The organism is Texcoconibacillus texcoconensis (assembly GCF_014202575.1).
In the GTDB taxonomy this organism is placed as follows: domain Bacteria; phylum Bacillota; class Bacilli; order Bacillales; family Salisediminibacteriaceae; genus Texcoconibacillus; species Texcoconibacillus texcoconensis.
Genome location: NZ_JACHHB010000007.1, coordinates 44,966 through 60,447, shown reverse-complemented (window position 1 = coordinate 60,447; position 15,482 = coordinate 44,966). Strand labels below are relative to the sequence as shown.

Below are 15,482 nucleotides of genomic sequence, written 5' to 3'. Positions count from 1 at the left end.
CTTAAAGACGGGAGGGTTTACTTTACAATTGCCACTTTTTAAAACTCAAACGAAGTTAAGTGTAGGTAGTTCACTAAACACAAAAACTTCAATTTCTCTTGGGAACATTGATTACTTTAAACAAGTAAAGCCACTCTCATTTACTAAGAGAGTGGCTTTGTTAAAAACCGGTTCATTTCAACTACATATCCCTATATATGACATATGTGTCAAAATAGGATGCCTTTACCTGTAATTAATGATAAAAACCACTAAGTCTGCGTATTTCTTTTTAAGTCCCGTTATTTTCACCGTTATTCAAAAGGTCCATCGTATCCTCTAACTTGAATTGTAGTAACATTTCCTTTTTCGTTATCCCGCGTAAGCTTTTTTCTACACTTCGATTCACTTCTAAGAGGTTTTCTAATGTCGCATTTTCATCATCGATAAAACGTTGTAACTTTTCACCTTCAGCATTAATTAGATGTGAAAGGCCGATCTCTTCTAATGCAATTGAAGCTAGTAAGAGATTGACAACGTCATCTCGATCAACATCAATATTTGGTGTGATATCTGGAATATTAGGCATTCCCATGTTTATACTCCTCCTTATTTTTGAAGTCAATATATAATATGAATTTGAGAGGAAAGCGAGAGTATCATTGCCTAACTATAAGGATATTTATCAATAAGTTTAACTCATATCCCCTATTAGAATGATTTATTTACTTCATCATTGTTCTTATATTCACACATCTTTCTGTTAGCATTTTTTACCGTTTTCATCATTAAAAAGCTCCATAGTATCTTCCAATTTAAATTGTAATAACATTTCTTTTTTTGTTACCCCTCGTAAACTTTTTTCAACATTTCGGTTCACTTCTAATAACTGATCCACTGTTGCGTTTTCATCATCTATCACTCGTTGTAGTTTTTCTCCCTCTGCATTAATAAGGTGTGAAAGACCGATTTCTTCTAATGCAATTGAAGCTAATAATAAGTTCACTACATCCTCGCGATTAATATCAATATTAGGTTGAATGTCAGGAATGTTAGGCATACCCATTTTTTGAACTCCTCCTTTTGTTTAATCATTATAGAATATGAACTTAGATTATTGCTGACAATACATCCGCCTAATGATATTCGAATTTTTTAATTACAGTCCTTTTATGATGATTAAGACATACGTACTCTCCTGTACTATTCTTATTTTTCGATAATTCAAGTTTATAGCACTTTGGAGTTTGCGTATTTTGCTCAAGATTTTATTAAGCCCCCAACAAATAAAAAGAGAACAAACCGTGATGACTACTTATCACGATTTGTTCTCTTTTGTTTAAAAATCAGCCCCGAAAGTGCGAGATTCAAGCGGTTCTGGTAATTCACATGTGTTAAGTGTTTCTTCCATAACTGTTCTCTGTTTATCAATGCTAAGGAGAAGCAATAAATGTCTGTGATTCTCCTGGTTGAAGGACTGGAATCACCCCAACTATACCTAACTCACTATCCTCTATAGTAATATTAGTAATTGGAACGGGGCCAGTGTTTGTTACGATAAATTGAAATTGAACTGTCACTCCTTCAGGAAGTGTAGGTCCAGGTGATGACGGTGCTGGTTCAAAGGTTTCCCCTCCATCAACTGATACAAGCTTTTCCACTTCCAAAGAAGGAACAACACCTACATAATGAGCTGGATCTTCATCACTTACCGTTATATCTTCATACTCACCTGTTACTGTTGCAGTATTAACTTGTTGGCCTTCAGCCCAAGTACCAGTTACATCTACTGTAAAGGATTCTCCCGGATCTAGCGTAGTAGTTGGTATGGTGATTGGTCCTAATACGTCGTCTGTTAAGGTGGTATTCTCTAGTGGAACATTACCAGTGTTCGTTACAATAAATCTAAAGACAGGATCTGTTCCTTCTGGAATATTCGGTCCTGGTGGAGTGTCCGCATCAAAGAATGTTGTACCTCCATCTGGTGATACAAACTTTTCAAGATCAATTGCTGGCGCTGGTTCAACTACCCCAACATAATGAGCCGGATCCTCATCGGTGACAGTAATATCTTCATACTCACCTGTTACTGTTGCAGTATTAACTTGTTGACCTTCAGCCCAAGTACCAGTTACATCTACTGTAAAGGATTCTCCCGGATCTAGCGTAGTAGTTGGTATGGTGATTGGCCCTAATACATCGTCTGTTAAGGTGATGTTCTCTAGTGGAACATTACCAGTGTTCGTTACAATAAACCTAAAGACTGGATCTGTTCCCACAGGAATATCTGGTCCTGGTGGGGTATCTGCATCAAAGAATGTTGTACCTCCATCTGGTGATACAAACTTTTCAAGATCAATTGCTGGTGCTGGTTCAACTACCCCAACATAATGAGCCGGATCCTCATCGGTGACAGTAATATCTTCATAATCACCTGTTACTATTGCAATATTAACTTGTTGGCCTTCAGCCCAAGTACCTGTTATCTCAACTGCAAAAGATTCCCCTGGATCTAATGTTGTTGATGGAATTGTTATCGGGCCTAGCACATCATCTGTTAATGTGATATTTTCTAGCGGCACATTTCCTGTATTTGTCACAACATATCTAAAGACTGGGTCTATTCCTTCTGGGATATTCGGTCCTGGTGGAGTATCCGCATCAAAGAATGTTGTACCTCCATCTGGTGATACAAACTTTTCTAGATCAATTGCTGGATCTTCTACAACTTCTGGACATGGTGCACAGCGGATAAACCTGACATTTTGCATTTCTACAAACGGACTAATGAACTGTCCGCAACCTTGGGCATTACTAATAGAGATTTCAGTATAATTATCTTGTTGATTTCTATCCACGAAATCTGTTGTTGGAAAGTCAACGTTAATATAAACGTCGGGGTCTGTAGGAGGTCCGAAATCTTCATCTGTTTCTGCATCACCAATTGTATTTAGGTCCCAAAAGCCGATACCATTTATAACTAAATTATTGGCATCAAAAACTTGATCTGAGCTACCACTTAAGCTAGTAAACTCTTCTTCTGGATGTGCTTTAACAAACATTACACTTAATCCGTCTGGGCACTCTAATCCATCTCCAACCATAATAGAAGAGTTGCTCATATTCATATTGGCTTCTCCCCGAATACGGAAAATAACTAACTTCTCTTCCTCCTCGGGATCACTGTTTGTGATAATCCAATCAGAATTATTAACCTCAAAATCTGTTCCATCATATTGAATGTCGATTACTACAAACCCATCATTATTTATATCCATACCTGCTACGTCATATATGAGTTTTCCTCCAGCAACCGTAGCAATAGAATTACGATTGATTACATCACGAGGATTTGCAGGATCTCCAGAATCGAAAAATGCATCTCTTGGCAAGTTTCGAATAAATTCTCTCCAGTCACGCAAATCACTTAATAATTGGGTATGATCGAATGGTGCCACCCAACCTCTAGCTGGATCTGGTGAAGCATCTGACATTAAAACGCCTGATAAAGAATTTTCATCAAAATAATATGAATTCTCTACATCATCTGCAGCTTGATTCCACGTGGTAGCAAATCCTATATCTGCAAATACATTTATATCTTGAAGTGAATAGGTGCCTGTTGGACTTGTTACAGCTACATTACCAGTCCAATCTACCCCTCGAAACAGCAAGTTAGCATCAGGCAGAAAATGAGCTTGTTCATTAGAGTCCCACAGCCACCGGTTTACATTAGGGTTTGTTGGATCACTTGGATCAGGAAAAAATACACTTCGAAGGTTAGGACTTGATGGTGCAGGATACGGTGGATTAATATTTGGAGTAATTGGTGAAACAAAGGGGTCTCCTGGGTTTCCACCTGATAGGGTCTGTCGGTTAGCTCCAATCTCTTGACTACTGCCGATAGTCACGGCTTCGCCTGCCTCAGATGGTCTCATACCAATGACCAAATAATCATTGATCTCATTTACATTTGGCCTATTAACCACTTTTTTACCTCCCTTTAAACAATATTTTTCAATAATGTCTTTTGCCACTTAATTTACAACTACATGATAGAAAGCTTCATCGGTGTCTTCCACCTGTACATCATTGACAAAGCCCGTTACTGTTACTGTATTCTGAAAAACCTCAATATCTGGTGGTGTTGGTTCAATTGGTAACTCTAATATATCTTCAAGTTTAAACTGCAATAGCATTTCCTTTTTCACAACAGTTTTTAATGTTTTGTTGACACTTTCATTCACTTCCATTAACTCTGATAATGTGGCTTCTTCTAGGTTAGTATTTGGAAGTGTACCTAATGCAGCTTGAATTTTTTCAGCCTCGGCATTGATAATATGAGCTAACCCTAGTTCTTCAAGTGCCACAGAAGCGAGTAGCAAGTTAATAACGTCTTCTCTTTCAAGGTTAATCGTCGGATCAATGTCAGGGATATTTGGCATACTCATAGCATTTCACCTCTTTTCATGTGTTTGCTAGCATGCTATGAGACAAGGCTTTGTTTTGAAAGGTACTGAAGTCTATGAACCATTAGTCCTTTGGCTTTTTTTAACAAAACAAGTTGGAACTCGTATAAAGATATCTAGATTGCTGACATAGTCAATAAGGCAAACTTCACATATATTACAAGTGAAACATTGTTCAGGGGGATGAAATTTTTTGACTTTAACGTCCCGGTTAAGCTAATAATCCTTTTTTAAATACCAAAATTAAAGAAATGGCCTACTAACATATAGAGAAATCCCACCATAAACTGAAACTATAAATACCAAGTCGAACCTTTAAGTTAATCAGAGGTTGTGACAACTTAGAGGAGGAAAGGGGTGAGAAAGATTTTAATTGAAGTAAAACAGATAAAACATGAAATTTCCACCGAAGTGTCTATACCTGAAGACTATTTTTATGGATTAGGTTTGCGTAAAGACACTTATTATAAAATTTATTTCGGTCAACGAAGTGCACAAGTATATTTTAAAACGCATAATGACGGAAGTGAAAATATCTACGTTCCTCAAAATACTTTTGAAGCTTTGTTACTGTTTGATGACATTCGTTTAAATATATGGAAAAGTGAAGAAGGTATCCGATTAGGACCTCTTGTTGGCGTATTTACTAATACTAGTTTTATTAAAAAGTTTGAAAAAGGAGAAACAACATATCTTTCTGAAAATCACACAAGAGCCAGCCGAAAAGCTTGCTGTTTGACATACTTTTTCTCTATAAATGACATTGATTGGATCAATAAAAAAATATTGGGCTATGTCCTAGATCTCGATCGTCATTCTTGGACTTCATCTTGGTATCCCATGCCTGATGTGATTTATGATCGGGCAACTGCTTTTTCAAAAAAACAAAAGCCTTTAGTTCGATTTATCAGGCAGCAATTTAGACAGCATCCTAGCATTCATTTTATTAATCAAGTGGATACCATCGGTAAATGGGATTTGTATAAAGAGTTATCCAATGATACCCACATCAAAAGACACTTACCCCATACGGTCATATCTCGCAGTATTAAAGATATTAAACAAATGGTATCTAATCATTCCTTTGTCTTTATTAAGAGTAACTATGGTAGTGGATCTCGGGAAGTTATGTCTATAGAAAAAATAAAGGCTGGATATATTGTAAATTATTACGAAAGAGGATTGAAACGCGAAGTGATCAATCAATGGTCAAAAGTTGATGAGCTGATTAAAACATTTATGGGCAACAAACAATTCCTCATTCAAGAAGGTGTCAAAAGCTTAGGATATAAAGGGAAAACTTTTGATACAAGGGTGCTCGTACAAAAAGATCACTGGGGTAACTGGCAAGTGACATATAACTACGTTAGAGTAGCATCTGAAAATTATTCAATCACAACAATTGATCGGGACGTTCATGATTATCAAGATATTTATGCAGCTGTTCACGAAGAAAATCCTCTAATACCAACAGATAAAGAAGTTAGAGACATTGCAATTAAAATCGTCAAAGCTATTGAAGAAAAGTACGGTTCATTAGGTGAAATTGGTTTAGATATAGCCATTGATCAATTAGGTTACATTTATTTATTGGAAGCCAATTCAAAACCAGAAAAATTCTCCTCCCCTGGTCAAACAAAGAGTGATGAAGTTTTACCTCAATATTTATATATCCTCGAATACGCAAAATTTATAGCTAAGCAAGAATGTTCCCATAAGGTAGTTCCAAACGACAACAATAACTTTTCTAAGAACAATCTATTTTTAGGTACGTTTATAAGTATTGGAAATCTAAAAAGATTATTAGATCAAGAACCAAAATTTCGTCACCTAGAACTAATGAAGGCAAACCAGGAAGCTAACACAAACCTTTATTTCTTTTCAATTCGTGATATTCATTTCCTAAATCAAAAAATTAACGGAACCTATTTCAACCAAGAGACAGGTCTTTGGGAACAAAAAAATTTCCCATTCCCTGATGTTTTTTATGACCGAGGTGGAGCTGTCTTAGAACATCAAAAAGTAGTATCCGACTACATCCGAGAACAATTAGAACTTTTGCCTTCCTTAAAAAAAGTTAACCCGGTTTATACTTTTGACAAATGGGATCTTTATCGTAAGTTGTATCAATATGATGAAGTACGTCAGTATCTTCCATTAACAAAATTATATAAAAAAACAAGTGATCTTAAAGACATGTTTCATGAAACCAATACGTTGTATCTCAAAAAATGTGACGGAAATAATGGAGAAACCATTATTAAAGTGGTCTATGATCAAGATGATCAATATACAATCAGTTATTTAAAAGGCAGTCAGTTAACTCAAAAAACTGTTCACCTTTTTGAAAATCTTATAAAAGAAATCCGCTTTTTACTTTGCAAAAATGATGTGATTATCCAAAGTGCAATCAATGTCCTTGAAATTAACAATTGTAACGTGGATATGCGAGCTACACTTCAACGAAATGGACATGGTGAGTTAGAGATCGTCGCTTACCCGGTGCGTAAAGGGGTTCCTAACTATCCCATTACAAGTACTAGAACAGGAGCCACTGTTTATCGATTTGACGATTTCTTCACTAAATATATGTCTTATTCAAGTAAAGACATCGAGCACCTAAAACAAAAAGTTGAAACATTTTTAATTAATTGCTACCACTGTGTTGAAGAAAGCTACGGTCAATTTGGCGAGTTAGGCATTGACTTTGCGATTGATCGATATGAGAACTTGTGGTTTATCGAATGCAATGCCAAACCAGGTAACGATTCATTATATATGTCATATGATGAATCTACGATAAAAAAAGGGTTTACAAACCCCCTTGAATATGCAAAATTTATTCATTCAAAAGGTATAAACAAAAATGAGTAATCATGTTAACTAGATAAGAGTATACTTTTTTGTTTTCGATCACTTTTTTCCGCAACGATTGTTCAATCACCTTATCTATTGGCCTTTTCCTCTGAAACCAACCTTTATCATTTTTTATGATTAATGATAGGACTTCTTTAGATAAAAGGCTTTTTAAAGTTTGACCGAATTTTGTAGGTCAATTGTATGACACAATAAAACAAGTTGTTCATATATTAGTATTAAAGAAAAGGATGTATGAAAAAAGTGAGGGAAAAAACATGTCTATACCAACGAAAATGGGAAATTTTAATATAATGAACAATAGAAAAGACCTCCACCCATATTTACCAGCTACCGTCCCCTTTAGTATTGAAACAATGTGGGACTTTATATCTCAGTATGGCGAAGTAATTATTAAACCTTCTGTCAGTAGGTGGGGAAAAAATATTTATAGGCTATCTCATGTAGAAAACGAAAAATATGAAGTCCAAATTGAAAATTCAACGATTACGATTGATGGCAAGGATGAAACGACGAAATACTTTTCGACGAAAATAGGAAATATTGCTTATATGATTCAACGCCATATACCTCTTGCCAAAATTAATGGACGTCCGTTTGACATCCGCGTTATGGTACAAAGAAGAAAAGAATCTTATTTATGGGTCGTTACAGCTATGATTGCTAAAGTTGCAGGTGACGGTTACATTGTGACGAATTTACGAGAAGGTAGAACGTTACTACATGTTTATGATGCCATTCAACAGTCCACATTGAATATCGATGATATTGATGCATTAATATCTGAAATGAATAGTGTTGTTATTATGGGTGCAGAGCAACTTGCAAAAACCTACCCTTTACCACGTATTTATGGATTTGATATGGCTATTGATATACATGGACGTATAGGGATCATTGAAGGAAATTTAGAACCCGCTTTATCACACTTCTCCAAATTAGCAGACAAAAAAATGTATAATACGATTGTAAAATTTCTGAATGAATAACTTCTTATTTAGCCTACCCTCTAAAGAGAACCTTTCATCCATGGAGTTTTATAGGTATCACCCTTTTTTCTAATTTCAAAAAATCTGTAGGTTATCTGTATTAAACAATAAAACCAATTATTCATACCTTAAATTAAAATTATTCAGTACGAAAGGTAGGGAAATAATCATGGGATACCCAAGTAAAATGGGTAATTTTAGCCTCATGAATAATAGAAAGAGTTTACAACCGTATTTACCAACCACAGCCTCATTTAACAAAAATACAATGTGGAACTTAATGGACCAATATTCTGAATTAATCATAAAACCATCTTTCAGCAGGTGGGGAGAAAATATTTATAAGCTATCTCATGTAAGCGATGAAAAGTATGAAATACAAAACGAAGATATTGTTAAGACGATTGAGGGCAAGGAAGAAACGATTGAATACTTTAGAAAAAAAATAAGATATGTTCCTTACATCATTCAACAGCATATACCTCTTGCCAAAATTAATGGACGTCCGTTTGACATCCGCGTTATGGTTCAAAGACGAAAAAACTCTCATCTATGGGTCGTTACAGCAATGATTGCTAAAGTTGCAGGTGACGGATACATTGTAACGAACTTAAGAGAAGGAAGAACGCTACTAAATGTTGACGATGCTATTCAACAGTCAAGCATAAACATCGAGAATATCAATGTATTAATATCTGAAATGAATAGCGTTGTTTTGATGGGAGCGGAACAACTTTCTAAGTCCTTTTCTTTACCACGTATATTTGGATTTGATATAGGAATTGATTTGCATGGGCATATATGGATCATAGAAGGAAATTTCGGTCCTGCCTTATCTCACTTTTCTAAGCTAGAAAACAAAAAAATGTATCATACAATTATCAAATTTCTAAATGAATAGTATTCTCCTTCAACTATAAACTAAACTCATCTCACTCCCCCTTTCACCTTCATTATGCATATGATTTTCTTAAATTAACCTGAAGTTATAAAAAATGGGAAAACAGAGACAAGTCACAACATATCAATTTTTTGTAACTTGCCTCTGTTTTCATTAACGTAGAGCTACTTTTTTCTGTAATTTGAAGTGTAGTGTCACCTTTGTTAAAGATAAGAATGTTCTAAATGATAATAAGTTCATACCTATCACCATTTCATTAAATCGATTTCCCTGTTAAATAAAAACGAATCATGTCGAATCGTCGCTTTTTTATGGTACAATAGACAACGTTCTTTTTATCTAAAACGATATATGGTTATTGTCGGAAGGGGGATCAAGCGATGAACACACCTCCATTCATCTCTGTTGAAGGACCGATCGGAGTCGGTAAAACATCGCTAGCGACGAAAATTTCGGAACGATTAAATATTTATTTATTAAAGGAAATTGTAGAAGAAAACCCATTTTTAGGGAAGTTTTATGAAGATATCGATGAATGGAGTTTCCAAACAGAAATGTTTTTTCTTTGTAATCGATACAAACAATTAGAAGACATTGAACGATACGTCTTACAACAAGGTAAAATGGTTGTGAGCGATTACCATGTTTTTAAAAACCTTATTTTTGCAGAACAAACGTTGCAACAAAAACATGCTGAAAAGTATCGGCAAATTTATAATATTATCACTGGGGATTTACCAAGACCGAACGTGATCATATATCTAAACGCAAGCTTATCGACACTTCTTGAACGCATTGAGCAACGTGGGCGTGCAATTGAAAAACCAATGGATCCAAATTATTTAAAGCAGCTAAGTGATGATTATGAAACGTTTATGAACGTCTTTCGCCAAAAACATCCACATATTCCAGTTTTATCCTATGATGGTGATCAGCTAGATTTTATTGCCCGTCAAAATGATTTAGAAACAATTCTAGATGACCTCATTCAAGTATTAAAAAAACAATTTCCGGGATTCGATTTACCTAAACAAAATGGAGTGAACTTCTCATGAATCAAATAAAAAACAACATTCCTAGTAACGCGTTGATCACGTTAGCTGGTACTGTTGGTGTAGGCAAATCAACGTTAACACAGCAATTAGCAAATAGACTTCAGTTTGAATCTTCTTTTGAAAAAGTAGACGGAAATCCATACTTAGAAGATTATTATAACGACTTTAAAGCTTGGTCTTTCCATTTACAGATCTACTTTTTAGCAGAACGATTTAAACAACAAAAACAGATGTCTGAAACAGGACTTGGTTATGTACAAGACCGTAGTATTTATGAGGATGTTGGGATTTTCGCGCAAATGCAATACGAGAATGGCAACATGAGCGAACGTGATTTTAATACGTATCATTCCTTATTCGAAGCTATGGTGATGAATCCATACTTCCCGAAACCAAATGTACTCATCTACATTGATGGTCAATTTGAAAGCATCATGCAACGAATTCACGATCGTGGTAGAGATATGGAAATTAACACCCCACGTGCTTTTTGGGAAGATTTATACCAGCGTTATTCAAACTGGATTAGACATTTCAATGTCTGCCCTGTCTTACACCTTGATATTGACGAATACGACTGTTACGACCCTTCTTCTCTAAATGAAATTGTTGAAGGAGTTGAGACGCTCATCCATACAGACCAAAATTACCTCGCCCTCCATTCATCTTCAGTAAAATAAATAGCACCCGAAAAGCAACAAAATATATGTTGCCTTCGGGTGCTATTTTTTCCTATATTAAGTTGAACAGTTCTTTATTAATAAGTCCATTCATCTACATTTGTAGATCGTTTTCCATTTTCAATGGGGACATAGAAAAACTGTACTAAAATAATCGATTGCATAAAAACAACGGCAGTTATTTCAATGAATATTGTAAATCGAAAACCAAACGGAACAATTTCGGCCATTTCAAAAAACGGTACAACAGCAAGCAGTACAAACAAAGGAAAACCAATCCAAAAAAGAATCGCAGATTTTGACCCTCTCCATAATGCAAATATCGGTGCCGTTACAAGCAAGAGAAAAAGAGATTGCAATAACATGAATTGGCTTCTTCCCCATTCACTTAGTGACTCGACAAATACATCATGATCGTTCGACGATGTATAAAAAGTCTCAATAAACGGGCGTACTAATAAATCAATTGCATAAAAAGTTAAAAACATAAAAATTAAAGTTGCAATCGAACGAATACCCCAAGATTTAAACGACCTTGTACGAAAATAATTCATCATTCTTCTCTTTAACAAACCATCATGTTGATCCACCGACCGATTAAAATAAGCAACACCGATTGCGATAATAAAGGAAATTGGCAACTGACGTAAAAACAGTATCAATAAGTTCAAATCTATTTGAAAGACGGAAGCAAACAATGCATGAATCAGTGAAGTGCTCAATAAATAGTAAATAAATACACTAAAAAACAGTTCACTAAATCGCAAGTTGATTTGGGCGAACAATTCCCCTAAAATCAAAGTTGAAATAAAGAGCGCAAAAAAGAACATGAACGATTGTTCCAATTGGCTAGGAAACAATCCATCAAGATTGACAAGATCCACCTCAACAAAAATCGCTGTCAATAATAAACCGCAAAAAGAAAAGCATGAGATTAGCAACGCTTTCCAGATTGAACGTATTCTTTTTATAAACCCCTTTTGTTTCAAAGACATTGAAAAGCCACCTTTAATCAATATACTTTTTAATTTTAAACTAATTATAAATATAATGTTTAATTTTAACCAATTTTATCAAAATAGCAATGAATATATTGTGACAATCCTTATGATTCGCATCTAATTTCATACTAACCCTTGAACTACTAGTGACCGAAATAACCAGATTCCTAAGTACAGAAACGTATCACTTCTAAAAAAATAAGAGCCACGCTTCGTACATTCATTAAAAAGTCGTCATGCACGAGGTGGCTTCTTTTTTATCTTTGGTTATAGAACGTTGTTTTCGTTAACATAGAAGCGCTTGTCTATTACAAAGAAGCAATCAAATGATGTTTATTATGACATGTCATACACATATCCTGACTGCTTTCCTTGGGAACGAAATTCGTTTTACATTTATTACATGTTTTTAATGGTGACGTGTAAAGGGTCGTTTTTAATACATCTCCCTCATTCATTGCACCCTTTGGACATACATCAATACATACAGTACAACTTAAACAATAATTTGGAGAAAAGGTTATCTTATAATATTTATCTTTCTCAGCGCCATGAAGTGCACCTGTTGGACAAGCATGAATACATACTTCACATGCGTCACAAGTACTATCAATCGCTTTCGATGTCGACAAACCACTTATTGGCTCTTGCACATCTACACCAATGGATTTTAAACGCTCTAAAAATTCATACCTTCTTCTCGTTACTTTTTTTTGCATATGAAAGTGTAAATCGTTTTTATCCGCTTCGTTCGCACTTTTATGCTTTTCATCTACCCAAAGGTCTTCAACTGTTTTCACTTGTTCTACGAATTCATCTACCTTTTTAGAGGCTTCTTTTTTAGATTGGTTTTCAAACCATTTAAAACCTTTGAATAAAAGATCTCGTCGATTTAATTTTGATTCATTCCCTGCATCTAATGTCTGCGTATAAAGGTAATCAAGTTGAATATTCACCTGTAAATCAATTTGTTCCGCTATTTTTTGTACTTGCTGAATACGCTTTTCTAACAATTCGATCCCAACATTCCATTGACAATCGTGACAATTACCAGCCCATAGTTGAATATCAGGGCCATGTTCCAAAACATGAGTAATAAATTCTGTCTCATCTAGCATACCAAGACAAGGGATCCTTCGAATATTTTCCATTATCTCAACAGACATGCAAGAATATCCCTTTTGACCTTTTTTTAAAGTTGGATAATAAAAGATGTATGTGTCATCTACTAGTGCACCTTGCTCGCAAATTGTCACACATAAACCGCATTCACGACACGACTCACTATCAATATTTACCTCTCCATCCGTAAATTGAAGAGCTTCATGTGGACAGTTAACCATACAAGCATCACATTTTGAATCGACAAACAAACTCCTTACACAATTGTCACGAATGTAACTTAACATTTCCAACACTCTTTATGGAAAAACATATGGATTAACTGAATCCACAAATAATAAAATCCAGACCACTGCTTTTTCGTACATTCAGCAACTAGATCTTCGGTCCAATCAAGGTGTTCTTTTATAAATTCATTGACGAATTCTTCGTTTCCGTTTTCTTCTAATAAAGATAAAAGTTCCAATTGGAGAATTAAATGGTCTGGCATAAAACTAAACTCTTCAGGAATTTCTATATCTAATTCCTTAAAAATATTATTCATATGCTCAGCCGAGTCTCCCATTAAAAAACCTTTAGATAACGCAAAAGCTGAATTCCTAACTGTCCATTGTTTATAAATGGATTCTGCTGGGACCACACGTTGTGGTCCCGGCAAAATAAAGTAAGAACGATATAAATGATCCACTTCTTTAAAGTCTAACTGTTTAGGTAAACAATTAGAAACTTCTTGTTCATCAAGTATAGGAAAACTAATCAAAAGACTTTTTAATTTTTCTCTTCCTATATCATTATACCAACTCACCCAATCTTCAGTTGGAGTTTTTAAACCTTCTGCAAGTATAGAATATATTTCACTTTTGTTTTGCATGGTTGTTGTTTGAGTCATGGCGCACTCCTTTCTTTACAGCATTACATTGATTGGGATAGCGGCAGAAATGATGATCAACCTTAAACAAAATCCACCGAATATGGTTGCTCCTTCAACGAAGTAAAGCTTCATAACTTCCCCTTTTCCTGCAGAAAAATGCTGTAAGTTGAGGTCTAGAGGTGGTTCAACTTGCTTATGCTTTATCAATTCAATACTTTCTGACGTTATAGGAATAACAAGTCCAATGAAAACGAGGCCTCCCCAGAACCATAGAGCCAATTCTCCTGTTAGAATCATTGAGACGGATTGAGCGGCTGTCACATCCCGTGACGCTGCAACGTATAACAATGAGAATAGTAGAAATGCTTCGAATACTAATAATCCAAGATGGACCTTTTTTAAAGGGATAATGAACTCAATAATGGATTTATCCCACATGACACCTGCAATAAAGGCCGCTGCAATACCTGCAGAAACACCAGATACAGAAAATAGTATTGGGAGCATAGGTGTATTCCAGAATGGTACTTGTGCTAAACCAATCAATAAACCTGTGTAAGCGGCTGTCCCAAGGGCAAGAACAAGACCTGTAACTTTGACCCAATTGGGTACAAATTTATTCTTAAATTCGAGCCATCCGTGCCATACAAGTAGGAAAAAGAATAATGTAATAATTAAAGTTCCGGTACTCATCATTGAAAATGGTAAATTATTAAATAAGAAAGCCATTCTCCAAGGGTTAAATAACCCCGCTTCAGCATCGAAAATTAGAATACCCAATCCTAAACCAAGAACTGGTGTTGCTAACCAAATCGCTGCTTTTCTTAATTTTATTAGACGCTCATCCTTCACATACCAATCACATAATATGCCTGTGATATAAGAACCTGCAGAAATACCCGCTAAAAATAAATAGATTGCAATTAACATGCCCCACATCGTCATCATTGATCACCTCACGTAATAGATTTTAGGTTTTGTTCCTAAATCAGCTCGAAGTGGCTTCGCTTTTTTCTCAACTATCGCTTTAGAAAGTTCACTTTCTGGATCATCTAAATCACCAAATATTCTAGCATTACTTATACAAGTTGTAACACATGCCGGCTGTTCGCCATTGTCAACCAACTCTTTACAAAATCGACATTTCTCAACCGTATAATTATATTCTCTTCCCGCATCTTCATACGTTCCCTTTTTATACATGGAATCGTGAAGTTGAACACGTGCTGAATATGGACAAGCTACACCACAATATTTACATCCAATACATTTGGAATTATCCAAAACGACAATTCCATCTTCATCCTTGTACGTTGCACCCGTTGGACATACCTCTTCACATGCTGGCTCATCACAATGTTGACATTGAACAGGTAAAAAATCCCTTTTCACATTAGGGAAAGTCCCCTCTTCTTTTTCTAAAAAATATATGAAATTTTCATCATCTGGCAAACCATTCTGGGTTTGGCAGGCTAATGAACAAGCATAGCAGTTTACACACTTTATCGTATCAATTAACATACCGTATCTTGCCATGA

Annotated in this window: 14 protein-coding genes; 5 read left to right on the top strand and 9 right to left on the bottom strand. The window is 35.3% G+C overall.

From position 1 onward, the window contains the following. Nucleotides 1–271: 271 nt before the first annotated feature. The 4 genes from HNQ41_RS08910 to HNQ41_RS08895 all read right to left on the bottom strand — a co-directional run bounded on the left by HNQ41_RS08910 (nt 272) and on the right by HNQ41_RS08895 (nt 4,430). The gene (locus HNQ41_RS08910) at nt 272–574 is read right to left on the bottom strand and encodes an alpha-helical endospore appendage domain-containing protein (protein ID WP_184664076.1); all 303 of its coding nucleotides are present in this window, start codon (nt 572–574) and stop codon (nt 272–274) included. A 168-nt stretch (nt 575–742) separates the two neighbouring features. Then, a complete protein-coding gene (locus HNQ41_RS08905) occupies nt 743–1,045 on the bottom strand; it encodes an alpha-helical endospore appendage domain-containing protein (RefSeq protein WP_184664075.1) in 303 nt (100 codons plus the stop codon). 367 nt (nt 1,046–1,412) lie between these two features. Then, a complete protein-coding gene (locus tag HNQ41_RS08900) occupies nt 1,413–3,968 on the bottom strand; it encodes a DUF7507 domain-containing protein (RefSeq protein WP_184664074.1) in 2,556 nt (851 codons plus the stop codon). Nucleotides 3,969–4,016: 48 nt separating this feature from the next. Continuing rightward, nucleotides 4,017–4,430: an alpha-helical endospore appendage domain-containing protein gene (locus HNQ41_RS08895; protein WP_221301900.1), complete on the bottom strand. Its 414-nt coding sequence runs from the start codon at nt 4,428–4,430 to the stop codon at nt 4,017–4,019. 375 nt (nt 4,431–4,805) lie between these two features. On the opposite strand from HNQ41_RS08895, the gene HNQ41_RS08890 reads away from it, so the two are divergent. From HNQ41_RS08890 to HNQ41_RS08870, 5 genes are all read left to right on the top strand, one after another. Beyond that, nucleotides 4,806–7,322: a YheC/YheD family protein gene (locus HNQ41_RS08890; RefSeq protein ID WP_184664073.1), complete on the top strand. Its 2,517-nt coding sequence runs from the start codon at nt 4,806–4,808 to the stop codon at nt 7,320–7,322. A 233-nt stretch (nt 7,323–7,555) separates the two neighbouring features. Next, complete coding sequence (locus HNQ41_RS08885) at nt 7,556–8,314, top strand: YheC/YheD family protein (protein WP_343043350.1); 759 nt, start codon at nt 7,556–7,558, stop codon at nt 8,312–8,314. A gap of 169 nt (nt 8,315–8,483) precedes the next feature. Continuing rightward, nucleotides 8,484–9,215, top strand: coding sequence for a YheC/YheD family protein (locus HNQ41_RS08880; RefSeq protein WP_184664071.1), 732 nt, complete (start codon nt 8,484–8,486; stop codon nt 9,213–9,215). Nucleotides 9,216–9,595: 380 nt separating this feature from the next. Beyond that, nucleotides 9,596–10,270, top strand: a complete 675-nt coding sequence (locus HNQ41_RS08875) for a deoxynucleoside kinase (protein WP_184664070.1) — start codon at nt 9,596–9,598, stop codon at nt 10,268–10,270. After that, on the top strand, nt 10,267–10,950 hold the full coding sequence (locus HNQ41_RS08870) for a deoxynucleoside kinase (protein ID WP_184664069.1): 684 nt from the start codon (nt 10,267–10,269) through the stop codon (nt 10,948–10,950). Before HNQ41_RS08875 ends, HNQ41_RS08870 begins: the two co-directional genes overlap by 4 nt. 77 nt (nt 10,951–11,027) lie before the next feature. Here the strand turns inward: HNQ41_RS08870 and HNQ41_RS08865 are convergent, their stop codons facing one another. The 5 genes from HNQ41_RS08865 to HNQ41_RS08845 all read right to left on the bottom strand — a co-directional run bounded on the left by HNQ41_RS08865 (nt 11,028) and on the right by HNQ41_RS08845 (nt 15,480). Beyond that, nucleotides 11,028–11,945, bottom strand: coding sequence for a hypothetical protein (locus tag HNQ41_RS08865; protein WP_184664068.1), 918 nt, complete (start codon nt 11,943–11,945; stop codon nt 11,028–11,030). Between the two features lie 314 nt (nt 11,946–12,259). Further along, nucleotides 12,260–13,360, bottom strand: coding sequence for a 4Fe-4S dicluster domain-containing protein (locus HNQ41_RS08860; RefSeq protein ID WP_184664067.1), 1,101 nt, complete (start codon nt 13,358–13,360; stop codon nt 12,260–12,262). Beyond that, entirely contained in the window at nt 13,354–13,962 is a 609-nt protein-coding gene (locus HNQ41_RS08855; protein ID WP_184664066.1) for a molecular chaperone TorD family protein, read from the bottom strand. The genes HNQ41_RS08860 and HNQ41_RS08855 overlap by 7 nt, the downstream gene beginning before the upstream one ends. A gap of 15 nt (nt 13,963–13,977) precedes the next feature. Continuing rightward, nucleotides 13,978–14,892 carry an NrfD/PsrC family molybdoenzyme membrane anchor subunit gene (nrfD, locus tag HNQ41_RS08850; protein WP_184664065.1) on the bottom strand — a complete coding sequence of 305 codons (915 nt, stop codon included), beginning with the start codon at nt 14,890–14,892 and terminating at the stop codon, nt 13,978–13,980. Nucleotides 14,893–14,895: 3 nt separating this feature from the next. Continuing rightward, nucleotides 14,896–15,480, bottom strand: a complete 585-nt coding sequence (locus HNQ41_RS08845; protein WP_184664064.1) for a 4Fe-4S dicluster domain-containing protein — start codon at nt 15,478–15,480, stop codon at nt 14,896–14,898. Between the last annotated feature and the right edge of the window lie 2 nt (nt 15,481–15,482).